This window comes from Advenella kashmirensis W13003 (genome assembly GCF_000506985.1).
Taxonomy (GTDB): domain Bacteria; phylum Pseudomonadota; class Gammaproteobacteria; order Burkholderiales; family Burkholderiaceae_B; genus Advenella; species Advenella kashmirensis_A.
The window spans coordinates 440326-464907 of record NZ_KI650980.1 but is presented as its reverse complement, the minus strand read 5'-3'; the positions used below and the strand labels follow the sequence as shown (position 1 = coordinate 464907).

The 24582-nt window shown below is 54.4% G+C and carries 23 protein-coding genes; 7 read left to right on the top strand and 16 right to left on the bottom strand.

The annotated features are described in order from the left end of the window. Positions 1-258: 258 nt before the first annotated feature. Positions 259-2208 carry a PhoX family protein gene (locus W822_RS37000; RefSeq protein WP_031242933.1) on the top strand — a complete coding sequence of 650 codons (1950 nt, stop codon included), beginning with the start codon at positions 259-261 and terminating at the stop codon, positions 2206-2208. Positions 2209-2421: 213 nt separating this feature from the next. Here the strand turns inward: W822_RS37000 and W822_RS36995 are convergent, their stop codons facing one another. After that, positions 2422-3204, bottom strand: a complete 783-nt coding sequence (locus W822_RS36995; protein ID WP_024005728.1) for an IclR family transcriptional regulator — start codon at positions 3202-3204, stop codon at positions 2422-2424. After that, the gene (locus tag W822_RS36990) at positions 3197-3991 is read right to left on the bottom strand and encodes an IclR family transcriptional regulator (RefSeq protein ID WP_024005727.1); all 795 of its coding nucleotides are present in this window, start codon (positions 3989-3991) and stop codon (positions 3197-3199) included. Before W822_RS36990 ends, W822_RS36995 begins: the two co-directional genes overlap by 8 nt. Positions 3992-4151: 160 nt before the next feature. On the opposite strand from W822_RS36990, the gene W822_RS36985 reads away from it, so the two are divergent. The 6 genes from W822_RS36985 to W822_RS36960 all read left to right on the top strand — a co-directional run bounded on the left by W822_RS36985 (position 4152) and on the right by W822_RS36960 (position 11664). Then, positions 4152-5318, top strand: a complete 1167-nt coding sequence (locus tag W822_RS36985; protein WP_024005726.1) for an acyl-CoA dehydrogenase family protein — start codon at positions 4152-4154, stop codon at positions 5316-5318. A gap of 71 nt (positions 5319-5389) precedes the next feature. Continuing rightward, the gene (locus W822_RS36980) at positions 5390-6361 is read left to right on the top strand and encodes a Bug family tripartite tricarboxylate transporter substrate binding protein (RefSeq protein WP_024005725.1); all 972 of its coding nucleotides are present in this window, start codon (positions 5390-5392) and stop codon (positions 6359-6361) included. Positions 6362-6381: 20 nt separating this feature from the next. Further along, complete coding sequence (locus W822_RS36975; RefSeq protein WP_024005724.1) at positions 6382-7344, top strand: tripartite tricarboxylate transporter substrate binding protein; 963 nt, start codon at positions 6382-6384, stop codon at positions 7342-7344. Between the two features lie 18 nt (positions 7345-7362). After that, the gene (locus W822_RS36970; RefSeq protein WP_024005723.1) at positions 7363-8520 is read left to right on the top strand and encodes an acyl-CoA dehydrogenase family protein; all 1158 of its coding nucleotides are present in this window, start codon (positions 7363-7365) and stop codon (positions 8518-8520) included. 10 nt (positions 8521-8530) lie between these two features. Next, positions 8531-9520: a YhdH/YhfP family quinone oxidoreductase gene (locus W822_RS36965; protein ID WP_024005722.1), complete on the top strand. Its 990-nt coding sequence runs from the start codon at positions 8531-8533 to the stop codon at positions 9518-9520. A gap of 23 nt (positions 9521-9543) precedes the next feature. Beyond that, positions 9544-11664: an acetate--CoA ligase family protein gene (locus tag W822_RS36960; RefSeq protein WP_024005721.1), complete on the top strand. Its 2121-nt coding sequence runs from the start codon at positions 9544-9546 to the stop codon at positions 11662-11664. A 208-nt stretch (positions 11665-11872) separates the two neighbouring features. Here W822_RS36960 and fdx read toward each other — a convergent pair whose 3' ends face one another. The 14 genes from fdx to alaS form a co-directional block, all read right to left on the bottom strand. Continuing rightward, positions 11873-12214, bottom strand: a complete 342-nt coding sequence (gene fdx / locus W822_RS36955) for an ISC system 2Fe-2S type ferredoxin (RefSeq protein ID WP_024005720.1) — start codon at positions 12212-12214, stop codon at positions 11873-11875. A 25-nt stretch (positions 12215-12239) separates the two neighbouring features. After that, positions 12240-14102, bottom strand: a complete 1863-nt coding sequence (hscA, locus tag W822_RS36950; protein WP_024005719.1) for a Fe-S protein assembly chaperone HscA — start codon at positions 14100-14102, stop codon at positions 12240-12242. Between the two features lie 13 nt (positions 14103-14115). Next, on the bottom strand, positions 14116-14643 hold the full coding sequence (gene hscB / locus W822_RS36945) for a Fe-S protein assembly co-chaperone HscB (RefSeq protein WP_024005718.1): 528 nt from the start codon (positions 14641-14643) through the stop codon (positions 14116-14118). Between the two features lie 2 nt (positions 14644-14645). Beyond that, positions 14646-14969, bottom strand: a complete 324-nt coding sequence (gene iscA, locus W822_RS36940) for an iron-sulfur cluster assembly protein IscA (RefSeq protein ID WP_024005717.1) — start codon at positions 14967-14969, stop codon at positions 14646-14648. Between the two features lie 5 nt (positions 14970-14974). Then, positions 14975-15358 (bottom strand): Fe-S cluster assembly scaffold IscU, encoded by a 384-nt coding sequence (gene iscU / locus W822_RS36935; RefSeq protein WP_024005716.1) that lies wholly within the window; start codon positions 15356-15358, stop codon positions 14975-14977. A 20-nt stretch (positions 15359-15378) separates the two neighbouring features. Next, the gene (locus W822_RS36930; protein ID WP_024005715.1) at positions 15379-16590 is read right to left on the bottom strand and encodes an IscS subfamily cysteine desulfurase; all 1212 of its coding nucleotides are present in this window, start codon (positions 16588-16590) and stop codon (positions 15379-15381) included. A 15-nt stretch (positions 16591-16605) separates the two neighbouring features. Continuing rightward, positions 16606-17109 (bottom strand): Fe-S cluster assembly transcription factor, encoded by a 504-nt coding sequence (locus W822_RS36925; RefSeq protein WP_024005714.1) that lies wholly within the window; start codon positions 17107-17109, stop codon positions 16606-16608. Positions 17110-17406: 297 nt separating this feature from the next. Next, positions 17407-17898 (bottom strand): low molecular weight protein-tyrosine-phosphatase, encoded by a 492-nt coding sequence (locus W822_RS36920; RefSeq protein ID WP_024005713.1) that lies wholly within the window; start codon positions 17896-17898, stop codon positions 17407-17409. A gap of 305 nt (positions 17899-18203) precedes the next feature. Next, positions 18204-19196: an LLM class flavin-dependent oxidoreductase gene (locus W822_RS36915; RefSeq protein ID WP_024005712.1), complete on the bottom strand. Its 993-nt coding sequence runs from the start codon at positions 19194-19196 to the stop codon at positions 18204-18206. 211 nt (positions 19197-19407) lie between these two features. Next, on the bottom strand, positions 19408-20181 hold the full coding sequence (gene trmD, locus W822_RS36910) for a tRNA (guanosine(37)-N1)-methyltransferase TrmD (protein ID WP_024005711.1): 774 nt from the start codon (positions 20179-20181) through the stop codon (positions 19408-19410). Beyond that, positions 20181-20771, bottom strand: a complete 591-nt coding sequence (rimM, locus tag W822_RS36905; RefSeq protein ID WP_031242929.1) for a ribosome maturation factor RimM — start codon at positions 20769-20771, stop codon at positions 20181-20183. The genes trmD and rimM overlap by 1 nt, the downstream gene beginning before the upstream one ends. Positions 20772-21028: 257 nt before the next feature. Further along, positions 21029-21286, bottom strand: a complete 258-nt coding sequence (gene rpsP, locus W822_RS36895; RefSeq protein ID WP_024005708.1) for a 30S ribosomal protein S16 — start codon at positions 21284-21286, stop codon at positions 21029-21031. A gap of 121 nt (positions 21287-21407) precedes the next feature. Continuing rightward, positions 21408-21647: a sulfurtransferase TusA family protein gene (locus W822_RS36890; RefSeq protein WP_024005707.1), complete on the bottom strand. Its 240-nt coding sequence runs from the start codon at positions 21645-21647 to the stop codon at positions 21408-21410. A 147-nt stretch (positions 21648-21794) separates the two neighbouring features. Beyond that, entirely contained in the window at positions 21795-24410 is a 2616-nt protein-coding gene (gene alaS, locus W822_RS36885) for an alanine--tRNA ligase (protein ID WP_024005706.1), read from the bottom strand. Between the last annotated feature and the right edge of the window lie 172 nt (positions 24411-24582).

Sequence of the window (24582 nt, the reverse complement as noted above, 5' to 3'; positions counted from 1 at the left end):
TTTTTTCAGAACAATAAAAAACTGGAGACAGATTAAATGTAAAGACAGCCACTATATACTGCAAAAAAACGATCTGACTGATACTTAAAAGTGAACTGCGAATTGTCTTTCCCGGCCATTACGCTGCCAAAGACCAGGCGATGGATACATACATATGGCCGCAATCTTGAGCCCCTCCACAAAGACCATCCACCATACGATTTCCTGTCATATTAAACCTGTAATATGCCCGCATTATTGTCAACAGGATCACGTAACATGAAATCCGCTACTTTCTCTCCATCGCGCCGTCGCAGTCTGAAAGCATTGGCCGGCGCGCCTATGTTGCCGCTTACAACCGGCGTTCTGGGCAGTTTTGCCGGTTTTGCGACTGCCCAAACAACAGACGCGGTGAAAAAGGCTTTTGCCTCTGCTGAATTTATCGGGATGGCAGCGCCTACGCTGGACAATCCCGCCGCGCTGGCTGACACCACCGTTGGCTCTTCCCTGAAAATCAAGTGGGCAGACAATACCGATACGACCCTTGAACTGGCGTACAAGCCATTTTTCCTGACCGGCGATAAAGTGCCCGACGGCAAAGGCGGCGAGATCATTGCCGGCGGCTATTTCGACATCAATAACAAACCCATCATGGACACCTCTGTCGCCGGTAAAGAGCGTCAGATTTTCTCCGACAGTCCCGACGGCACGTCCTTGCTCAAGCTGGACAATGCCAAGGTAGATGGCGTCAAAGGCAACCCCGTATTTGCCGTCGTGCAGTTCGAATACACCACACGCAATCTGAACGGCGACGATATGTACGGCAAACTGCCCTCTCCCATCGCCGTACTGACTTTGGACCAGGATCCGGAAACCGGTCATCTGTCACTGGTGAAATATCACAACGTTGATACCTCCGGCGTGCACGGCCTGTGGATTACCTGTGGCGCCTCGCTCTCGCCATGGAACACGCACCTGTCCAGCGAAGAGTATGAGCCCGATGCGTTCAAGATCGACAAGAACGACGAATTCAAAGGCTACAGCAAGGCGCTGTATGGCGACGAAACCAAAGCCAATCCTTACCACTACGGCCATATGCCGGAAGTAACTGTTAATCCGGATGGCACGGGTACCGTAAAAAAACACTACAACCTGGGCCGGATTTCGCATGAATTGATCCAGGTCATGCCCGATCAGCGCACTGCCCTCATGGGAGACGATGCCAACCATGGCGGTCTGTTCATGTTTGTGGCCGACAAGGAAGCCGATCTGTCTGCCGGCAATCTGTATGTCGCCAAATGGCACCAGACCAGCGGCGAAGGCCCTGGCTCCGCAGATCTGACCTGGGTTCACCTGGGCCACGCCACCAGCGATGAAATCGAAGCGCTGGCCAACAAGCTCAAGCCCCAGGACATCATGGAAGTCAAGTACGAAGACCCCAAGGATGATTCCTTCAAGAAAATTGTGTTCGACAAGAAAGTGAACTGGGTCAAGCTCAAGCCAGGTATGGAAAAAGCAGCGGCCTTCCTGGAAACGCACCGTCATGCAGCCGTTGCCGGCGGCAGCATGGGTTTCTCCAAAATGGAAGGTACGACCGTCAACGCCAAGGACAAGATTGCCTACTCGGCCATGTCCTATGTACGCGACGCCATGCTGGATGGCTCATCCGACATCAAGGTAGAAGGCCCCTACGCCGGTGCCGTATACGCCCTGAACCTGAAAGGCGGACAAAAAGATAATACCGGTAAAGAGATCAACAGTGAATGGGTACCTGTGGACATGAAGCCGCCAGCAGAACTGGTCGGTGAAGATCTCAAAACCCCTGACGCGCTGGGCAATACCGCCAATGCAGACAAGATTGCCAATCCGGATAACATCAAGTTCTCCGAAAAACTGCGCACCCTGTTCATCGGCGAGGACAGCGGTACGCACGTCAACAACTTCCTGTGGGCTTACAACGTAGACACCAAACAGCTGGCACGTCTGCTGTCCTGCCCCGCCGGTGCAGAATCAACCGGCCTGCAGTCGGTGGACGAGCTGAACGGCTGGACGTACATCATGAGTAATTTCCAACACGCAGGTGACTGGGAAAAAGGCAAAGGCGGCAAGCCTGGCCTGCACGATGTCGTGAAAGAGAAAGTGGCCCCGCTGATCGACGAAAAATATCATGATCGCTTCAGCGCCGCCGTGGGCTATCTGACCGGCAAGGAAAAAGCCGTCAAGGCGTAAGCGATCGCTTTTACTTCATCTCGCTCCGAACTTTCGCCTCACCTTCTTCAGGGTGAGGCGTTTTTTTGGTTCGCATGCCAACCCACAGTAACAATGGCCTCCTGGGCCGAATGAACTCAAAGAAGCGCAATTAATGTTCGCAGGGCAAAAGGAAGTCGCTTACTTTTATTCCGGCTATCCGGAAGAATACTAAATGCCCTCCCATAAAAACACTCACAACCCAAGCGTGTTCTGTACGCTGTTCACCAGTACAAGCAGCCGCTTGGGAATTTCTCTATTACGCTCGGCAAAGCCCCCGTCAGTAACAGGAACCCCGCAATTGAGTATAAAAATATTTGCGTCAACCGGCTTTGCAAACGGCACCGCAAAGCCAAACGAATGCGGTAACCACTGCCCATTGTTGGAGCAATAACCGTAGCGTTCGAATTGGCGATAAGTCTCCGCCAGACTGTGTTCATGGCCCTTATAATAGTCCGGTTGAGTCACACGAATTTGATTCAAAACCGCAGTACGCTCTTCTGCAGAAGCGCGACAGAGCCACGCCTTGCCCGCAGCCGTTGACATCATGGGCAAGGCAGCGCCGATATCGGGATGAGCCTGCAAGGTTTCGTTGGCACGTGCCGTTTCCACATAAACCATATTACAACGATCGCGAATGACAAGTGAGACGGCGCCATTGATTTCCTGCGCCAACCTCAGCATCAGCGGGCGGGCCATCTGCCTTAACTGCAGGCTGGCAAGCAGTGGATAGCTTAACGTCAGCAACGTCGGCCCCAACAGATAACGTCTGCCTTGCTGTGCGCGGCGCAAATATCCAAGTTGTACAAGTGTATGGGTGAGTCTGGCGACCGTGCTCGGAGACAGTCCGGTACGCAGCGAAATCTGTTTGTTCCCCAACGTGCGCTCTCCCGATCTGAAGCATGCAAGCAGGTCAATGGCCTGAGCCAGTGTGGACGCAAATTGCGGATCTGCTGTTTTCTTTTCTTGCTCAGGCATCTGGCCTCTCCCGTTGCATGCACTGTACAACGTCATCAACCATCGCCAACAATGGACCGGCGGCGACATCCTCGATGGATTTGTCTTTCAACCGTGACACGGGTACCCCGCAATTGAATACCAGGTGCTCGCCAAAGATGGGGACCGGTAACGCGACCGCAACCGCATGCACATCGGCCTGCCAGTCGCCAAATGAGAGGCAATAGCCTTTGTTGTTCCAGTCACGTTGAGCCCCTCTCCAGGCAGCCCCGTGCGTTTGCATTTGCCAATCGTCCTCACTGCGGATCTGCTGAAGTACGCTCTTGCGCATGGTCGACGATGCGTTCGCCAGCCACGCGCGCCCCATTGCAGAACCCAGCAATGGCAGCCGGGCACCAATATCCGGTCGAAAGCCGATGGCCTCGTGGCCTCGGCTGGTCTCGAGGTACACCATATGCAGATTGTCATACAAGCCCAGCGACACGGACCCTTCGCATCGGTCTGCGAGCGCCCGCATGAAGGGCCTTGCCATTTGACGTAATCGAATACCGCTGAGCATGGGATGCACCAGAGACAGAATACCGGCTCCAAGCCGATATCGTCTCAACTGCCCGTCGTACAACAATAGGCCCTTGAGCGCGAGCGTATAGGTCAGCCGGGAAATGGTGGCTTTGGACAGGCCAGTTCGCTCTGCCAGATCTTTATTGCTGAGCGCCGGCTCGGCCATCCTGAAACACTGCAATACGGCCATGCCGTGCGCGACGGTTGTTGCAAAACGGGGATCACTGTGTGTACCGGTATTTTTCATACTGATTCCCAAGAAAAATATCATCCAAAACAAAATGCCTAAATTTTAAATTCAATATATCGAAACAATAATATCGATATTAACGATAAATTGCTATGCTTTTTGGACAATCACACGCATGCAACCCCAATACCAACGAAAGCAGAGAAGGAGAATCAATATGCTGCGGGACCCTGAATCGTTCACCCTATTTCTGGATTCACTGCGGCGGTTTGTCCATGAACGCCTGGTACCACAGGAAAAACAGGTCGCTCAATCCGACCTGGTTCCTGATGATCTCGTCAGAGAAATGGCAGACCAGAATATGTTCGGCTATTCAATACCCGAAGAATACGGCGGACTCGGAATGACCACTGAAGAACTGGTCCTGGCCGCCATGGAGTTATCGCAATGCTCGGTCGCTTTTAGAGCACGTGTAGGCACCAACACGGGGATCGGATCTGAAGGATTGGTGGCCGATGGCACACCCGAGCAGAAGCAGCGTTATCTGCCGGAGTTGGCAAGCGGGCGAATGACCGGTTCATTTGCATTGACCGAGCCAGAAGCCGGCTCAGATGCCACTGCCTTACAGACCAGCGCGCGCCGCGAAGGGGATCATTACGTGCTGAATGGGACAAAATGCTTCATTACCAATGCTCCGATAGCTGATCTATTTACCGTGATGGCACGCACGGATCCTGACAATCCCAAGGCAGGCGGCATTTCGGCCTTTCTCGTGGAACGCGGCACGCCTGGGCTGTCCACCGGACACCCCTACGAAAAAATGGGACAGGCCGGCTCGCCTGTGTCGGAAGTGCATTTTGATCATTGTCGCGTTCCCGCATGCAATCTGATTGGGGGCGTCGAAGGCATGGGTTTCAAAACCGCCATGAAGGTACTGAACAAGCAGCGCATTCACCTGGCGGCACTGTGTATTGGTCCGGCAATCCGCATGCTGGACGAAGCCATGAAGTTTGTGGGCAATCGTGCTCAGTTCGGCCAGCCGCTGATGAATTTTCAATTGATTCAGGCGATGATCGCCGATTGCAAAACCGACATTGAAACGGCAAAAGCGCTGGTCATGCAAACAGCTCGAGAGCGCGACGACGGCAAGGACGTCGCGATGAATGCATCCATTTGCAAATACTTTTGCTCGGAAATGTGCGGACGGGTTGCGGACCGTTGTGTACAGATGTTTGGCGGCTACGGCTATATCGCAGACTTTGGTATTGAACGCTTCTACCGCGATGTACGCCTGTTCCGCCTGTATGAAGGAACCAGCCAGATTCACCAGCTCAATATCGCCCGCCTGACGTTGAAAAACGCCGGCTTCGAACCCGGCCGTTAAAGCCCCTATTTTCATTCAACCGCAATACAAAAATGCCTCACAAGAAGGCCCATTAAACAAAGGAGACCATCATGTTTAAAAAATCGATAACAACGATGATTGCTGCTTTTGTCATCAGCGTCGCGCCCGTACTGGCATATGCAGCCTATCCCGAACAGCCCATCAGACTGATTGTCCCATTTGCGCCAGGTGGATCAACCGACATTCTGGGACGACTGCTTGCCGAGGCCATGCGTCCTGTTCTGGGACAGGTGATCGTGGTCGAAAACAAACCCGGGGCCGGTGGCAATATAGGAGGCCACTTTGTCGCCACTGCAAAACCGGATGGCTATACCGTTCTTCTTGCCGCGGCAGGGCCAACGGTTATCAATCCCAGCTTGTACAAGAACATGAACTACAGCCCCGGCAAGGACCTGCAGCCGGTGACTGCGCTGACCCGCGAGCATAACCTGATGGTCGTCAACCCTGAGATTCCCGCCAAAAATCTGAAAGAGTTCATTGCATATGCAAAAAATCATCCACAAACAATCTCCTTTGGCTCTCCGGGCACGGGAAGTCCTGCCCATCTGGCAGGCGAACTCCTGAACAAAATGGCGGGTCTGAAAATGCAGCATGTACCTTACAAGGGTTCGGGCCCGGCCATTAGTGATCTGCTGGCCAACCATATTAATGTGATGATTGACAACATGCCGCCGCTGTTGCCCCATGTGATCAGCGGGAAATTGCGCGCGTTGGGTGTTCCCAGCTCAAAGAGAGCCGAGGCCCTGCCCCAAGTTCCGACATTTGAAGAACAGGGACTAAACGGTTACGTCATCATGGCCTGGAAGGGCTTGATGGTGCCCAAAGGCACCCCTGAACCCATTGTCCGGCAACTACATAATGCCGCAGTACAAGTGTTGCAACGTCCTGACATCCGCAAGCGCCTGACCGAACTGGGCGCCGAGCCCGAAGGCAATACACCAGAGGCCTTTGCCAATCAGATCAGTGAAGAAACACGCTGGTGGGCCGATATGATCAAACAGACCAATATCAGTATTAATTAAAAAACCGCCGGAGCAATGATATGAAAAATATGATCCCCCTCATCGCTTTGTCTGTAGCGGCCGGTTTTTCTGCGCCGGTGCTTGCCAGCGAGTATCCGGACAGGCCAATTACACTTGTCGTTCCTTACGCTGCCGGCGGCGGTACCGATACGGCGGCCCGGATTATTGCCAAGAAACTCGCCGAAAAATTGAAACAGCCAGTCGTTGTCGAGAACAAGGCTGGCGGCGCAACACAGATTGGCACCAGCTATGTGGTGCGAGCCAAACCCGATGGTTATACCTTGCTGATGGGTACCGCCAACCTGGCTACCAATCCTGCATTTTATAAAAAACTACCTTATGACGTTGAAACAGATCTGGTTCCGGTCGTGCTGGCAACCGACGTACCGGTTTACATCTTTACCAGCCCTGATAGCAGCGTTAAAAAGGTCCAGGACATTCTGGACCGAAGTAAAAAAACCGGAGATTTGTCGTATGCCACTGCAGGCGTTGGCAGCATTCCGCACATGGCAGCAGAAATTTTCAACCGTAAAACGGGTCTGCATTTACAGCATGTGCCTTACAAAGGCAGTGCCGAGGCGGTCGTGGCCACCTCCGGCAATCAAGTCCCTCTGAGTTTTGACAATCTGGCGCCCGCATACGGGCAAGTGAAGGCGGCTCGCCTGGTGCCTTTGGCCATCGCCGCCGACAAACGCAGCCCTGCCCTGCCAAACGTACCGACGCTCACGGAATTGGGCATTCCTGTGATCGCTGCTTCCTGGTGGGGAGTTCTTGCGCCCACAGGCACTCCACCAGCAGTCATCAACACGCTCAATACACAGATTAATGAGGTACTGAAGGAGAAAGCGGTACAAGACTATCTGCTCCAACAGGGCATTCATACCGTTGGCGGAACACCAGAGCAATTTGCACAATATATTCACGACGAAGCTGAAAAATGGGACGGCATTGTTCGTGATGCCAATCTGCATCTTGAAAATTGAACCAGGATATTTTGACCTATGTTGGATGAAAAAACGGAGACCCTGAGGAATAAAGTCAGGCACTTTATCGATACGGTTGCAATACCCCTTGAAAACCCGGCGCTGGAAAAAGATGTTGAAGCACTGGATGCCGTCTGCAGGCAGCTGCGTGCACAAGCCAGAACAGCCGGTGTTTACGGCCCGCAGTTACCTCTCGAATGGGGTGGGCTCGGATTAAACTGGGCAGAGTGCGCCCACATTTTTGAAGAGGCTGGCCGCGGTATGCTCGGTCCGCTTGCACTCAATTGCGCGCCACCGGATCAGCCGAACATGCTTACCCTTTTACACCTGGCCACCGATGAACAGAAACAGACGTATCTGGGCCCTCTGGCCCGGGGTGAAAAGCGTGCATGTTTTGCAATGACCGAGCCGGCACCTGGCGCAGGCTCTGACCCGAATATGTTGCAAACCCGTGCAACCCGGCGCGCTAATGGCTGGCTGATTAATGGACACAAAAAATTCATCAGTGGCGGCGTTGCTGCCGATTTCGCCATTGTGCCTGCAAAAACAGATGAGGGTGTGACGCTGTTTATCGTGGATACCGACACGAAAGGATACCGAGTAACGAGAGATATTCCGACGGTCACTGGCTATCAGATCGGCGGGCATGCAGAGATTCTCATTGAAAACTGTCACGTTCCTGATAGTGCAGTGCTAGGCCAGATTGGCATGGGGATGAAGCACATTCAACTACGCCTGGAACCGGCTCGCCTTTCACATTGCATGCGATTTATCGGCCGGGCCAGGCGCGCCCTGGAAATTGCACAAGACTATGTGCAAACAAGACATACCTTCGGCAATCGATTATCGGAGCTGCAGCAAATCCAGGCCATGATTGCCGATTCCCATATAGACCTGCATGCGAGCCGGCTGATGACACGGGAATGCGCCATGCTGATGGATCGGGCAATATCGGTAAAAAATGAATCAGCAATGACAAAGATATTCGTATCGGAAGCCGTTGGCCGGGTTGCCGATAGATGCGTGCAAATGATGGGAGCGCTTGGCGTATCGGATGACACCGTCGTCTCGTGCATCTGGCGGGAATCCCGCCCTTTTCGCATATACGACGGCGCCAATGAATTGCACCGGGCCTTCCTGGCGCGGCGTATTTTGCAGGCGTCTATCACTCCATAAGGAAATCAGCATGACAACATTTTCAGCCTTTCGCGTGGAAACTCCAGATGCGGGAAAACCACCCGAATGTCATGTCCGGCAACTTCAATTTGATGACCTGTCGCCGGGCGACACCATCATCAAAGTGGCTTTCGCCGGGGTAAATTATAAAGATGCACTGGCCGCAAACGGTCAGGGAAAAATTGTTCGGGATTACCCGCGCATCACCGGCATTGATTTGAGCGGGCACGTTGTCTCATCCGCGAATCAGCAACTGAAAGAAGGTGATCCCGTGGTTGTCCATGGCTTCGGGCTGGGCGTTGAGCATGACGGCGGACATGCACAATATGCGCGCGTGTCATCCGACTGGGTTCTGCCCTTGCCTGACGGACTTAGCCTGCGTGAGGCAGCGACACTTGGTGCTGCCGGATACACTGCTGCGCTGGCACTACATTGGATGGAAATGTGCGGATTAAGCCCCGACCAGGGCGAAATCGCTGTCACCGGTGCGACAGGCGGCGTCGCCAGCATTGCGATTGACATATTGAATCATTGCGGCTACCAGGCTGTCGCCATTACCGGCAAGCACGCTGCACATGATTATCTCAAAAAGCTTGGCGCGGCCAGAGTGATTGCGGTTCCCGATCTTGAACCGAGCGGACCGCTTGCTTCCGGCCAATGGGCCGGCGCCATTGACTCGGTAGGCGGTTCAGTTCTTTCCTGGCTGCTTCGGACGACAAAACCGGAAGGCGTGATCACCGCCTTCGGCAACGCTGGTGGTGCCAACCTTTCTACGAGCGTCTTTCCTTTCATTCTGCGAGGCGTGAAATTGCTGGGCATCAACGCGGGTGGCCCGATGGCGCTACGCAGGAAAATCTGGGACAAGCTGGCTATAGAATATCGTCCTGATCATCTGAATGATATATGTCAGGTGATATCACTGCACAGCCTGCCACAAGTCACGAAACAAATGCTGGAACGCAAAACAACCGGCCGCAATGTCATCGACATGGCACTTTGAAACCCTTATTCGATGTACTTAATATGAATACATGCCAGACCCTGAACTCACTTTTTTCCCCCAAGAGCATTGCAATTCTGGGTGCATCAAACGCAACAGGCAAGTCCGGAGCCGTCCCCATTGCGCTGCTTCTTGATGCCGGATATACCGGAAAAATTTATCCGGTCAACCCCCGGCAGGATAGGGTTTATGGCCTGCCCTGCCACGCCAGCCTGAACGATATCAGTGATACGATTGACCTTGTCATTATTGCTGTTCCAGCCGTTCATGTACTTGCTGCCCTTGAACAATCCCGGCCTGGCCAGATCAGAAACGCGGTGACCTTTACTTCGGGGTTTGCCGAGGTCGGCGATGCCGGCAGTCAATTGCAACAACAACTTCACGCCTTTGCGCGCGAGCGGCGCATACGGTTGCTGGGACCAAACTGTCTTGGCTTTATCAATGTCCGCGATCATACCTATGCAACCTTCTCCCCTGCTCCGCTCAACGGCCGGCTACCTGCCGGCGACGTCGGCATGGTCACTCAAAGCGGCGCTTTCGGCGCCTACGCCTATTGCCTGGCACGGGAACGCAATCTCGGACTGTCATTCTGGATTAGTACAGGAAACGAAAGTGATATTGATGTCGCCGATTGCATTCAATGGCTGACAGAGGACCCTCATACCCGTGTCATCATGGCCTATATCGAAGGATGCAAAGACGGCGACAAACTGAAGCGCGCCCTGTCAGCAGCGAACAGTGCAGGCAAGCCTGTGGTTGTGACCAAAATTGGCAGAACCGCGTCGGGCGCTCAGGCTGCGGCGTCCCACACGGCTGCGCTGGCGGGTGACGATGCCGTTTACGATGCATTGTTCAAACAATACGGTGCAATCCGGGCCTACACAATCGACGAATTTTTCAACGTGGGACAAGCACTTAGCAAATGGCCTCACCACGCAGCCAGCCAAAATTTGGCGATTATTTCCATATCAGGCGGCGTCGGCGCATTGATGGCCGATGAAGCCGATGACCATCATCTGAGTCTGCCCGCCCCGCCAGATGATGTACAAGCCAGGCTACTGGCGCGAATTCCCTTTGCCAGCGCGAACAATCCAGTCGATGTCACCGGCCAGGCCCTCACGGACCTCTCTATCCTTCTGGATACCAGCCGTGATCTGCTGGCAACAGGCAAGTATGGTGCGCTTGCTATTTTTCTGGCTGCTGCGGGCTCATCTGAAGCATTGTGGCCGCATTTGCAGGAATTGGTCAGCGTGCTGCACGCCGAATACCCGAACACCCCGATTACGATCAGCGCGCTGCTGCCACCAGAACGTATCACAGCGCTACAGGAAAAGGGATCGATGGTGTTCGCCGACCCAAGCACAGCGATCCGCACGTTATCCAGAATCATGCACCACCGACCGGGAAAACGTGCCGCACTATCATGTGGGAAAGAAGCCGTTGCGCAAAAAACGAACGTGAACCTGCCAGGGGGTACAGGCGCGTTAAATGAAGCCGATTCACTCACTATTTTGAAAAATGCGGGAATCGCTGTCACTCCATTTTCAGTGGCAACAACGAAAGCAGCTGCACAGGATATTGCGCGCCAATTCAGTTGTCCTGTCGCGATGAAAATTGTATCCGCCGACATTCTGCACAAAAGTGATATTGGCGGTGTCAAACTGGGAATCAGCGGAGATGACGCCGTGGCAGATGCGTATCTCGAAATTCTGTCATCAGTGCAGCGCGCTCAACCTTTGGCCGACGTTGAAGGCATCCTCATCGCTCCCATGCACAGCGGGGGCATCGAGTGCATTATGGGCGTGTATTGCGATCCGGTTTTCGGACCGGTAGTGATGTTTGGTCTGGGCGGAATATTTGTGGAAGTTCTCAAGGATGTCAGCTTCAGGCTTGCTCCGTTCGATCAGGCAGAAGCACTTTCAATGATCCATGAGACTCAGGCAGTTTCCCTACTTAAAGGGGAACGAGGACAAGGCGCCGCTGACATTGCTGCATTGGCCGACACCCTTGCTGCCCTATCACAATTGGCATATGCGCTTGGTGACCGGATAGAGTCGATTGATATCAATCCCATTATTGCATTACCGCAAGGACAGGGAGTACGAGCGCTGGACGGCGTCATTATTCGCAAATCTGCCAGCTAAGAGCAACATACTTTCTATATTGGTATAGCCATTGCTCTTAGCATTACCATATCAAGATAAAACGAAAAGGCCTGAGCCCGGTACTATACCTTGCTCAGGCCTTGAGTTACTGATCTGCCGCCTTCCAACACATAAGTATCTGGCTACCTAAGGGGCATTATTTTTTTGGTCGCGTCATTAACTAGCCAGGAAAGTATCCATTTGGTAATCAGTGATTTTCCTTAGCATGATTAATCGTGTACTTGGGAATTTCCACAACCAGATCCTGATCAGCCACCAAAGCCTGGCAAGACAAACGAGACACCGAGGTCAGGCCCCAGGCCTTATCCAGCAGGTCCTCTTCGTCGTCGCTCGCCTCTTCCAGCGAGTTAAAGCCTTCCTTGACCACCACGTGGCAGGTCGTGCAGGCGCAGGACAGCTCACAGGCGTGTTCGATCTCGATATGATTGTCCAGCAGGATGCGGCAAATGGACGTACCTTCGGGCGCGTCATTAATGACCGCGCCATCGGGGCAGACGTCGGGGTGCGGTAAGACTGTAATCTTGGGCATAAATGGGGTCCGTTATACTGTATTTTTAAGCAATATCATTCAGCGATTTGCCGGAAAGCGCATCGCGAATGCTTCTGTCCATGCGGCGCGCGGCAAAGTCATCGGTCGCTTTGGCCAGCCTGTCGGTCGCATCGCGCCAATCCTGAATATCATCACTGTCGGACAGGCCAGACAGCGATTCAATGTGTTCGGTAATCTCGCGGATTTCGTCTTCGCTCAGCAAATCGCGGTCTTTATCCATGGCAGCCTTGACCGAATCGAGCAACTGGCGTGCATCCACCTGTTGCTCACGCAACATGCGTTGCTGTGCGTCTTCACCGGCGTTCTGCATGCTTTCCTGCAACATGGCAGTGATCTGCTCGTCCGTCAGGCCATAGGACGGCTTGACGGTAATCTGCGCTTCTTTGCCCGTGCTTTGCTCGGACGCAGTCACACTCAGCAGGCCATCGGCATCCACCTGAAACGTGACGCGAATACGTGCCGCACCCGCCACCATTGGAGGAATATCACGCAGCTCAAAACGCGCCAGCGAGCGACAGTCCGTCACCAGATCGCGTTCACCCTGCAGCACGTGAATGCTCATGGCAGTCTGGCCGTCTTTATAGGTGGTAAATTCCTGAGCTCGTGCCACGGGAATCGTGCTGTTACGAGGAATGATTTTTTCCACCAGACCGCCCATGGTCTCCAGACCCAGCGACAGTGGCGTCACATCCAGCAGCAGCCAGTCTTCGCCGGGCGCGCGGTTGCCTGCGAGCAGGTGGGCCTGACGGGCGGCGCCCAGCGCAACCACTTTATCCGGGTCCAGGTCTGTCAGGGGTTGCTGGTTAAAATATTCACGCACGCGATTACGCACGACGGGCATGCGGGTCGCACCGCCCACCAGCACAACACCGTTGATTTGCTCTGGCGTCAGGCCGGCACTATGCAGTACATCATCGACCAGCGTCAGCGTACGGCTGACCAGGTGACGCGTGATATTTTCAAAATGATTCTGCGGGAACATCTGATCGATGTTCAGTCCGTTTGACAGCGACACTTCAAATGCCGCTTTGGTGGTGCCCGACAGTTTCTCACGCATCTGGCGGGCCCGGCTCAACAGCAGCCGGCGGTCTGACATAGTCAATGCTTCCTGGCTGTGATGCTTCATGATATCGGCCACAATGGCTTCGTCAAAATCATCGCCACCCAGTTGCGTATCACCGCCCGTGGCCACGACCTCAAATACACCTTTACTCAGGCGCAGGATGGAAATATCAAAGGTACCGCCACCCAGATCGTAAACGGCAAAGACGCCTTCTGATGCGTTATCCAGCCCATAGGCAATGGCAGCTGCTGTGGGTTCGTTCAGCAAACGCAGCACATTGAGGCCCGCCACACGGGCTGCATCACGTGTCGCCTGGCGCTGGGTGTCATCAAAATAGGCAGGAACGGTAATCACCGCGCCAACCAGGTCATCTCCCAACGCGTCTTCGGCCCGCTGGCGCAGTTTGGCCAGAATTTGTGCAGAGACATCAACCGGTGTCTTGTCACCCTGTCGGGTGTGGATACGGACTGTGCCCTCGCCCGGCGTAAATTCATAAGGCAGGTTCATACTGACCGCTTCATCATACGAGCGGCCCATCAGGCGTTTGACGGAAACCAGCGTATTCAGGGGATCGCTGTTTTGCTTGCGCACGGCCGGATAGCCAATTTCAACGCTCTGTCCATCCAGATAACGTACGACAGAAGGCAACAACTCCTTGCCCTCTTCATCGGCCAGTGTTTCGGGAATACTGTTGCGAACGGCCGCGACCAGCGAATGCGTTGTACCCAGATCAATGCCGACGGCGAACCGACGCTGATGAGGAACCGGAGCGTCTCCGGGTTCGGAAATCTGTAAGAGTGCCATGCTAATTGAGACTTTATTTAGAGTGACGCAGCAACGCTTTGGCGTCCTGGTGAATTTTCGAAATGAACATGCCTTCGCGCACTTTTGCGGTGGCTGCCGGAATATTTTTTTCGACGTCGATCAGGGTTGCCAGTTGCGCGTACAGTTCGGATTCGGCCTGTTCCAGCGTGCCCAGAAACTGGCGCACACGATCCGCATCGGGTTTGTCGCGCAGTTCGTCCAGTTCTTCGTGCCATTCCATCTGGGCCATGAGAAACTTCGGCGCCATGGCCGTGTTGTTCTCGGCGCCGACATCGCCACCCGCCTGTTCACACAAATAGCGGGCGCGCGATAGCGGATTGCTTAGCACCTGGTAGGCTTCATTGATACGGGACGACCACTGCATGGCGACCCGCTTTTCAGCCGCCGAGGCAGTCGAAAAACGGTCCGGATGAACCCGGGCAGACACGGTCTTCCATGCCTGCTCCAGTTCCGGCAGGGACAGGGCGAACTGCTGCGGTAAACCGAATAAGGCGAAATGCGATGCAACCTGCTCTGTCACGTTTACACCGTAAATGATTCGCCGCAGCCGCAGCTGGCTTTTTCGTTCGGATTGGTGAATTTGAAGCCTTCATTCAATCCTTCACGGGCGTAATCAAGCTCTGTGCCATCGATATAGGGCAGGCTTTTCGCATCGACAAACACCTTCACACCATGGCTTTCAAAGACTTCGTCAGCCGTGTCAGGTTCATCTACGTATTCCAGTTTGTACGCCATGCCGGAACAACCGGTAGTGCGTACGCCCAGGCGCAAACCAATGCCCTTACCACGCTTTTGGAGGTAGCGTTCAATGTGCTGCGCCGCTTTTTCGGATAAGGTAATGGCCATAACGTTTAAACCGTATGCTTGTCTTTGTAATCCTGAACGGCCGCTTTGATGGCGTCTTCAGCCAGGATGGAGCAGTGAATTTTAACGGGCGGCAGCGCCAGCTCTTCGGCAATCTGCTTATTGCGGATGTCGAGCGCCTGATCCAGCGTCTTGCCTTTGACCCACTCAGTCACGAGCGAGCTGGAAGCAATCGCAGAACCGCAACCATAGGTTTTAAAGCGTGCGTCTTCGATCACGCCTTCCTGGTTGACCTTGATTTGCAATTTCATCACGTCGCCACAGGCAGGCGCACCCACCATACCGGTACCGACCGATTCGTCGCCTTTCTCGAACGAACCGACGTTACGGGGATTTTCATAGTGATCAAGAACTTTGTTGCTGTATGCCATGATAATTTCTCCTGAAACTGTTAATGCGCTGCCCACTGAACACTGTTCAGATCGATGCCTTCCTTGGCCATTTCCCACAAGGGTGACATATCGCGCAGTTTGTCGACACGGGATTTAATCAGTTCGACCGTATAATCGATTTCGGCTTCGGTGGTAAACCGGCCGATGGTAAAGCGAATGGAACTGTGTGCCAGTTCGTCGTTACGACCCAGTGCCCGCAATACATAAGAAGGTTCAAGACTGGCAGAGGTACAGGCAGAGCCGCTGGAGACCGCCAATTCCTTGATCGCCATGATCAGTGACTCGCCTTCGACATAATTGAAGCTCACATTCAGATTATGCGGGACGCGTTTTTCCATATCGCCATTCAAATACACTTCTTCGATGGTCGACAGGCCATTCCACAAGCGATCGCGCAGTGCGCGGATACGTTCGTTTTCGGCGTGGCCTTTTTCCTTGGCCAGACGGAACGCTTCGCCCATGCCCACGATCTGGTGGGTTGCCAGTGTGCCGGAACGGAAACCGCGTTCATGACCGCCACCGTGCATTTGCGCTTCGATGCGAACCCGTGGCTTACGGCGGATGTACAGGGCACCGATGCCTTTGGGGCCGTAAGTTTTGTGTGCAGAAAAGGACATCAGGTCCACTTTGAGCGTGGCCAGATCAATATCAACCTTGCCGGTTGCCTGTGCAGCATCGACGTGGAAAATAATGCCTTTTTCGCGGCACAGTTCTCCGATGGCGGGGATATCCTGGATCACGCCGATTTCGTTATTGACATACATGACGGAAATAAGCGTTGTATCGGGACGAATCGCAGCCTTAAGCACGTCCATGTCGATCAGCCCATTGTCCTGAACGTTCAGATAGGTGACTTCAAAGCCCTGGCGCTCCAGCTCACGCATGGTATCCAGCACCGCTTTGTGCTCGGTTTTTACCGTAATCAAGTGCTTGCCGCGTTCTTTATAAAATTGGGCAGCGCCTTTGATGGCCAGGTTGTCTGATTCGGTTGCGCCAGAGGTCCACACAATTTCACGCGGATCGGCGTTGACCAGATCAGCAACCTGCTTTCTGGCCTTTTCGACGGCCTCTTCCGCTGTCCAGCCAAAGGAATGGCTGCGGGAAGCCGGGTTACCAAACTCTTCGTAAAGCCATGGCACCATTTTCTCAACTACCTCAGGGTCAACCGGGGTGGTTGCTGAATAGTCCAGATAAACGGGTAATTTAAGCATTCTATACTCCACTGATTAAGCGATGACAGATGCCAGGGCATCCGGTGTCTTTTTCATTTGTACAACTGGGGCATCCGCCTGATGTTCAAGCTGGCGCATGCGCTGCTGGTCGACCAGATCCTGCAGGGAAACGGAATCAAGATAATCGACCACCGTGCGGTTCAGCCGCGTCCAAAGATCATGCGTCATGCATTTGCCGTTGAGCGCGCCGTTTTTACCGGTGGAACAGTCCGTTTTACTGCCACAGCTGGTCGCATCAATCGGCTCATCAACCGCAAAAATGATATCGGCGATGGTGATGTCGCGCGCGAATTTGGCCAGCGAATAACCGCCGCCAGGACCGCGCACACTGTCAACCAGCTCATGACGGCGTAATTTGCCGAAAAGCTGTTCCAGGTAGGAAAGAGAAATGTTCTGGCGCTCGCTGATTGCCGCAAGCGTGATGGGCCCGCCATTTTGGCGCAAAGCGAGATCAATCATGGCGGTAACAGCGAAACGACCTTTTGTAGTAAGACGCATAGCGAATCCTTTGCCAGTAAACCGAGTAATTTACTCAAGTATAGCAAAATCCCTAGTAAATTACTAGGGATTAATGCAATGCAAAATAAAAGGTGTTGCAGCGGGGCCGAAATGGCGGAAGAAGGATCGCTGCAGGTCAGTGCGCCGGGGCGGGCAGCTGCTCCATGAGCATGGACGCCGAGGGGCGTTGAGGACAATAGCGTGGCGCCCTATTGCCTGGCCTGAATTCTTGCGTAGTGAACGGGTTTGCTCGGGGGCTGGAACGGCGAACCAGATCCAACCCGGCGTGTACTGCGCTTAGGCAGCCTGATATTGTTTGACCCGCTTGCTGATGATTTCAAAAACCCCCTGACAGGCGTCTTCGAGATAATCGAGCATACGCGTGAAGCTGTCCAGACCACCATAGTAAGGGTCCGGAACGGTTGCCTCTTCGTAGTCGTTGGCAAAGCGCATCAGCAACATTAATTTGTGCTGCTGCGGTTTGGGGCAGATTTGCTGCAAATAAGAGAGATTTTCCCAATCCATTGCGAGGATCAGGTCAAATTCCTTGAAATCGCTGACAGTAACCTGCCGCGCACGACATTGCGAAATGTCGTAGCCGCGTTTTCGGGAAACCAATTGGGCGCGACCATCCGGAGGATCACCAAGATGGTAGTCCTGAGTTCCGGCCGAGTCTGTCGTAATGGAATCCTGTAAGCCTGCCTCTTCGACCAGGCGACGAAAGACCCCCTCCGCAGCGGGAGAGCGACAGATATTGCCCATGCATACAAAAAGAACTTTAGTGACCATAGCCATATAGTGTGATGGAAAACCCTAAGAAAGGCAAGAAATATTTACGTTTCGGTATGAGTTATATAGCGTTTTTTTCTTAAAAATCAAGATGCTAAGCCGGACAAAATGCCGCCGGCGAACGATACTTAAATCATACACGCTTTAAATTCAAGTGAAAATAGCATTAAGCCAAATATTTAGTGCGCAGCACAACTTTGATGCCTTCTGCGCATCACGATCGCGCAGCTTGACAAAAACAGTTGTGCAACGCACACAAAACTGACAAAACTGCACAATTTGCCTGCGTGCCAAACGCACTAATTTCAGGCAGCTGGCGCAAAAATGGGCGCGGTCAGTTCCAGAGAGCGCAACCTGGCCTGCACGTCGTAGATGCGCGCGGTGATCATCAGCTCATTGACGCCGGTCGCCTCGATAAAACGTTCGACGCCATGCCGGACCGTGGCCGGCGAACCCACCATTGAATACGCCAGTTTCTGCTCAACGCCCGCCTTTTCCATGGGGGTGACCAGCGCATCCAGGTCCTTGACCGGCGGCGGCATTTTGCCGGGTTTGCCGCGAAACAGCTGAACCGAGGCCAGTTGCATGGAGGTATAGTGAAAACGCGCCTCTTCGTCGGAATCGGCTGCGATGACATTGACACAGGCCATGGCGTACGGTTTGTCCAGATAGGCCGATGGCTTGAACATGCTTCGGTAAACCGAGAGCGCGGGCATCAGGTCAGTCGGCGCAAAATGCGATGCGAATGCAAAAGGCAGGCCCAGATGCGCTGCCAGCTGGGCACTATACAGACTTGAGCCCAGCAGCCATAAAGGGACGCGCAAACCGGCGCCGGGCACCGCCCGCACAGCCTGTCCGGGCTGCTCATCCTCAAAATAAGCCCGTAACTCCTGAACATCCTGCGGGAATCGTTCGGCCGCAGCGTGAATATCCCGCCGCAGCGCCCGTGCGGTGGTCATATCGGTACCCGGTGCCCGCCCCAGCCCCAGATCAACACGATCCGGATATAGCGAGGCCAACGTACCAAACTGCTCGGCAATGACCAATGGCGAATGGTTGGGCAACATGACGCCGCCCGAACCTATGCGGATCGATTGCGTGCCGGCGCCGATAAACCCCAGCGCCACCGAAGTCGCGGCGCTGGCAATACCGGGCATATTGTGGTGCTCCGCCATCCAGAAGCGGCGATAGCCATGCTTTTCAGCGGTTTGCGCCAGCTTCAGCGAGTGATGCAACGCTTCACGGGTGGTTTCACCTTCATTGACGGGAGACAGATCAAGCACTGAAAATGGAATCACAACAACCTCACTATACAGATAAGGGACGCAGGCCAATGGTCCGCAGCACCCGCCGGGGATGACACAAACCGAAACAGGGCCTGGCAGCAGGCCGCAGGCGACGTCTGGCGTTGCGGATTTGTTAATCTGGCGGAAAATAATTGACTAAGCAATAATAATACAGGCAGGAAACAAAAAAGGCAAAACCCCCTACCCTTAATACGGTCGTGAACTAACGTTCCCCGGGCGACGACAGCGATTGTAAAAAGGCTTCATCCTCTTTACTTAGCCAACCTTTTTCCCGTGCAACAACAATAAGGTCGGGACGACGATTCGCGGTTAATCTCAAGGACGCTTCGCGCCGCCAGCGCGCGATATTGCGGTGATGTCCGGACGACAAAACAGCAGGCACCGGAACCCCATTGAACACCTCGGGACGCGTATAATGCGGGCTGTCCAGCAGGCCTGACAATGAAGACTGAAAAGAATCCTGTATCGCCGAATCGGCCGTATGCAAAACATTAGGCAAGAGCCGCACGGTTGCATCCATGATCGCCATGGCGGCGATCTCACCGCCCGACAGTACAAAATCACCCAAGGACAATTCATCATCAACGTACTGGTCGATAAAGCGCTGGTCGATGCCTTCGTAACGACCACAGAGCAACACCGCTCCCGGCCCCTGAGCAAGCAGTTGCGCCTGGGCCTGATCGAATCGGCGGCCCACCGGACTCATAAGAATGACAGGCAGGCGCGCCGCGCCGCCGGTTTGCTGATGCGAACGCACCGCGAGCAGTGCACTTTCCAGTGGCTGGCTCAGCATCACCATGCCGGGTCCGCCGCCGTAGGGGCGGTCATCGACCGTATGGTGCACATCGCTGGTGTAATCTCTGGGATTCCAGGTATTCAGAGACCAGACGCCCTGGCGATGCGCCCTGCCCGTCACACCGGAATCACTCACGGCAGTGAAGAGCTCCGGAAACAGCGTGATGACGTCAAAACGCATCAGAAATCCAGAGGGAATCGGGTGACAATACGTCGGCCGGCAACATCCACTTCGGGAACGTGTTCGCTCACAAAGGGAACCAGCCATTCCCTGACCCGGCCTTTAGCATCGAGAATTGGAGCAGGCTCACCCTGAGCATCTGCCTGGTGACGCGCCACGCGTAAAACACCGTGCGCGCCGTTATCCATGACTTCGAGCACAATACCAGCCAGCTCGCCGCTGTCTTCAAAATAGACACGGCTGCCGATCAGATCGACCCAGTAGTACTCATCATCTGAAGCGGATGGAAACTGGCTGCGGCTGGCAAAAACCGAAGTGCCTTTCATGGCCTCAGCCTGATCACGATCATTAATGCCGTCAAGCGCAGCAACCAGATCGGTCCCCTGCTCTCGCACACGCCGCGCCTGAACTGCCGTATAGGCAGACAGCAATTTGCCGTCGCGCGGCGAGACGCGGGCCAGCCACCACTGCTCAATATCCTGCAGCACGCTGCGATCATCGGTGTAGGGCTGGATTTTGACCATGCCCTTGACGCCATAGGCAGATACAATGCGACCAAGCTCGACCAGATCTTCGGGGACCATGCTCATTCCAGCTCCAGGCAGGGAAAACTAAGATAATTGATAAAAATGCAGTTTACGGACGAGACCATGACTGCACACGAGGAAGATACACTGGCAGCCGGATATTGGCAGCCGAAAATGGCAAAGCCCTGGCGAAAAGCCAGGGCCAGAGCCGATCTTCTACTTACCCGTTGGGTACAGGCAAAGCAACGCCGTCGCCTGATTCAAAAGCCAACCTTCAAGCAGGCTCCGCTTTTGGATCAGGCCGCTTTGAACGCCAGAAATTAAGCGTTGGTTGCTTTAGCCGAGTATTCTTTGACCAGACGAGCAACGGCGGGTGACAGCTGAGCGCCGTTTTCAGTCCAGTGCGTTACACGGTCAAGCGCGATACGCAGGGCTTCTGTGCCTTCTTTTGCCACAGGATTGTAAAAGCCGACGCGCTCAATGAAACGGCCGTCACGACGGTTGCGCGAATCAGCAGCAACCAGATTGTAGAACGGGCGTTTTTTTGAGCCACCGCGGGCCAGACGAATAACCACCATAGGTAGACCTTTGTGAATGAGTTCAGGAATTCTTAAAACAGAAGATGATAGCACCAATTACCCTCTTCTGCCAAGAAAATTCGTCAGCATTTACCAGAAAAACCGAATTAAAACAACAGACTTAGCGTCTTTGCAGATAATGCACCGCGCCACTCTCGGTTTCTTCCTGCGATAAAAGCGGATTATGGGTCTGTTTGGAAAAGGCCTGGAAATCGCGAATCGCGTTACGGTCGGTCGTAATGATTTTCAATACCTCACCGCTCTGGATCGTGGCCAGCGCCTTTTTCGCCCGCAAAATGGGCAGCGGACAGGTCAGGCCAGAGGCATCAACGACCTGAACGAATGCGACATCTTCTGACATAGTAGCTACCTCTTATTCCTGTTGTTGCGTTCACGCCTCATCGAGCGAATGCCGGCGTTGCTGAGCGATAACCCTGCCCTGCTCACACACCCGTCATTGGAGGATGGCGAACAAACTCATCGACCCATCCTTAAAACCGCGACACGCTTACAGCCGCGATTCCACCCATTCCTGCACACCGGCCACCGCCCCGGGCAAGGCAGTAGCATCACTGCCTCCACCCATGGCCATATCGGGCCGGCCACCGCCTTTGCCGCCAATTTGCGCAGAGACATGTGAAACCAGATCGCCGGCTTTGACTTTATCGGTCAGGTCAGCGGTCACCCCAGCGGCCACACTGATCTTGCCGTCGCTTTCGGCAGCCAGCAGCACGATCCCGCTTTTGAGGGTGTTTTTCAGATTATCAATCAGGCCTCGCAGCGACTTCGGATCCGCATTGGGAATCACCGCGGCCAGCACACGCGTTCCCTTGACCTGAATTGCCTGAGAGGACAAATCTGCACTGGATGCCGCGGCCAGCTTGGCCTTAAGACGATCCAGTTCCTTTTCTGCAACACGCAATTGCTCTTGCTGTAAACGGGTTCTGTCCACCAGATCGGCCGGATTGCTCTTGAGGATGGCGGCAGCCTGCTGGACCGAGGCATTCAGATTCTGAACCCAGGTAAAGGCATGGCGACCGGTAATGGCTTCTACCCGACGCACGCCTTCGCCTACGCCACTCTCGGACATGACCTTGAACAAGCCGATATCACCGGTGCGTTCGACGTGCGTGCCGCCGCAAAGCTCTCGTGAAAAACCGATATCGAGCACCCGGACGCTGTCGCCGTATTTTTCGCCGAAAAGCGCCATGGCCCCCTCGGCAACCGCGTCATCAAAAGACATCACGCGCGAAGCCACAGCCTGATTGGCCAGTACCTCATTATTGACAATGGCTTCTACTTCACGGATCTGGGCGGCCGTAACCGGTGCGCCATGAGAAAAGTCGAACCGGGTCTTGTCGGGATCAACCAGCGAACCGCGCTGCTGCACGTGCTCGCCCAGCACCTGTTTGAGCGCCTTGTGCAGCAAGTGGGTTGCCGAGTGGTTGCGCATCGTATCCTGGCGTCGCGCAGTGTCCACCTGCCCCTGCACTTCGTCGCCGATCTTCAGACTGCCCAGGCTGACCGTACCATGATGACCGAACACGCTGGACTGGATTTTCTGCGTATCCACCACCTCGAACGACGAACCAAAGCCGTTAAGCACACCGCTGTCGCCTACCTGGCCGCCCGACTCAGCGTAAAACGGGGTGGTATCCAGCACCACGATGGCATCCTGCCCTTCGTGAACCACATCGACTGCCGTGCCGTCCACATACAGCGCCTGCACTTTGCCGGTGGCCTGCAAATGATCATATCCTTCAAAGCGGGTCTGAACACCTTCATACTGCAGATTGGCGGCCATTTTGAATTTGCCGCTGGCCTTGGCCTGTGCCTTCTGTTGCGCCATTGCCTCGTCGTACCCCTTCTGGTCTACGCCGAACCCGCGCTCGCGGCACACATCTGCCGTCAGATCGAAAGGAAAACCGAAGGTATCGTACAAACGAAAGGCGGTCTGGCCATCCAGTATGCCGTCCTTGCCCAGGCTACCCAATTCGTCGTTCAGAATGCGCATGCCATTGACCAGCGTCTCCTGGAAACGGACTTCTTCCTGACGGATAACGGCGGCGACACGCTCGGCATTGGCAGCCAGTTCAGGATAGGCCTCGCCCATTTCGGCCACCAGATCATTGACCAGCTGGTGGAAAAAGGGTGTGGACTTGCCCAACTGATAGCCATGACGCAGGGCGCGACGGATAATTCGACGCAACACATAGCCACGCCCGACGTTGCCGGGAATAACGCCGTCCACGATCATAAAGCTGCAGGCGCGGATATGGTCGGCGATCACCTTGAGCGAATTATTGCCCAGGTCGGTGGTGCCGGTTTCACGTGCCGCTGCCTTGATCAGGCTCTGGAACAGATCGATTTCATAATTGGAATGCACATGCTGCAGGACGGCGGCAATCCGCTCCAGGCCCATGCCGGTATCGACACAGGGACGTGGCAGCGGCGTCATATTGCCCTGCTGGTCGCGCTCAAACTGCATGAACACCAGATTCCACACTTCGATATAACGATCGCCATCTTCTTCAGGCGATCCCGGCGGACCACCCCAGACATCGGGACCATGGTCATAGAAAATCTCGGAACACGGGCCACAAGGGCCGGTGTCGGCCATTTGCCAGAAATTGTCAGACGCGTAGCGCGCACCCTTGTTGTCGCCGATACGGATAATGCGCTCTGCCGGCACGCCGATTTCCTTGAGCCAGATATCGTAGGCTTCGTCATCTTCCTGATAAACCGTGACCCACAGTTTTTCTGCCGGCAGACCATAAATGGTGGTCAGCAGTTCCCAGGCGTAGCGGATGGCGTCCTGCTTGAAATAATCGCCAAAGCTGAAGTTGCCCAGCATCTCGAAGAAGGTATGGTGCCTGGCGGTGTAGCCGACATTTTCCAGATCGTTGTGCTTGCCGCCCGCGCGCAGACAGCGCTGCGACGTGGTCGCACGCGAATAGGGGCGGGTTTCCTTGCCCGTGAAGACATCCTTGAACTGCACCATTCCCGAATTGGTGAACAGCAGCGTCGGGTCGTTCCCCGGCACCAGTGACGAGGACGGCACAATGGAATGCCCTTTCGATTCAAAAAAGTGCAGGAATTTGTGGCGGATGTCAGCGACTTTCATTGTGTGAAATGCAAGAAAAATTTGGTAACCCGTTATTATAAGGGGTCTTTTGACAATTGCGTGAGTCCGTCGCATAAAAGCCAAAGGAATGCACAAGGCAATGTATTGACAGTCCCGGAATCCGCCTTTGCCGGCTCTGGCCGCAGCACTCCGCTCGCATTTGCAACAGGCC

Coding starts and splice junctions, on each gene's coding strand:
- W822_RS36925 (WP_024005714.1), bottom strand. CDS start 17,109: ATGCGTCTTACTACAAAAGGTCGTTTCGCTGTTACCGCCATGATTGAT.
- W822_RS36920 (WP_024005713.1), bottom strand. CDS start 17,898: ATGGTCACTAAAGTTCTTTTTGTATGCATGGGCAATATCTGTCGCTCT.
- hscA (WP_024005719.1), bottom strand. CDS start 14,102: ATGGCACTCTTACAGATTTCCGAACCCGGAGACGCTCCGGTTCCTCAT.
- W822_RS36930 (WP_024005715.1), bottom strand. CDS start 16,590: ATGCTTAAATTACCCGTTTATCTGGACTATTCAGCAACCACCCCGGTT.
- alaS (WP_024005706.1), bottom strand. CDS start 24,410: ATGAAAGTCGCTGACATCCGCCACAAATTCCTGCACTTTTTTGAATCG.
- iscA (WP_024005717.1), bottom strand. CDS start 14,969: ATGGCCATTACCTTATCCGAAAAAGCGGCGCAGCACATTGAACGCTAC.
- iscU (WP_024005716.1), bottom strand. CDS start 15,358: ATGGCATACAGCAACAAAGTTCTTGATCACTATGAAAATCCCCGTAAC.
- W822_RS36995 (WP_024005728.1), bottom strand. CDS start 3,204: ATGCCTGAGCAAGAAAAGAAAACAGCAGATCCGCAATTTGCGTCCACA.
- W822_RS36970 (WP_024005723.1), top strand. CDS start 7,363: ATGTTGGATGAAAAAACGGAGACCCTGAGGAATAAAGTCAGGCACTTT.
- W822_RS36985 (WP_024005726.1), top strand. CDS start 4,152: ATGCTGCGGGACCCTGAATCGTTCACCCTATTTCTGGATTCACTGCGG.
- W822_RS36990 (WP_024005727.1), bottom strand. CDS start 3,991: ATGAAAAATACCGGTACACACAGTGATCCCCGTTTTGCAACAACCGTC.
- W822_RS36890 (WP_024005707.1), bottom strand. CDS start 21,647: ATGTCAGAAGATGTCGCATTCGTTCAGGTCGTTGATGCCTCTGGCCTG.
- trmD (WP_024005711.1), bottom strand. CDS start 20,181: ATGCGTTTTGACGTCATCACGCTGTTTCCGGAGCTCTTCACTGCCGTG.
- W822_RS36975 (WP_024005724.1), top strand. CDS start 6,382: ATGAAAAATATGATCCCCCTCATCGCTTTGTCTGTAGCGGCCGGTTTT.
- W822_RS37000 (WP_031242933.1), top strand. CDS start 259: ATGAAATCCGCTACTTTCTCTCCATCGCGCCGTCGCAGTCTGAAAGCA.
- rimM (WP_031242929.1), bottom strand. CDS start 20,771: ATGAGCATGGTCCCCGAAGATCTGGTCGAGCTTGGTCGCATTGTATCT.
- rpsP (WP_024005708.1), bottom strand. CDS start 21,286: ATGGTGGTTATTCGTCTGGCCCGCGGTGGCTCAAAAAAACGCCCGTTC.
- fdx (WP_024005720.1), bottom strand. CDS start 12,214: ATGCCCAAGATTACAGTCTTACCGCACCCCGACGTCTGCCCCGATGGC.
- W822_RS36965 (WP_024005722.1), top strand. CDS start 8,531: ATGACAACATTTTCAGCCTTTCGCGTGGAAACTCCAGATGCGGGAAAA.
- W822_RS36980 (WP_024005725.1), top strand. CDS start 5,390: ATGTTTAAAAAATCGATAACAACGATGATTGCTGCTTTTGTCATCAGC.
- W822_RS36960 (WP_024005721.1), top strand. CDS start 9,544: ATGAATACATGCCAGACCCTGAACTCACTTTTTTCCCCCAAGAGCATT.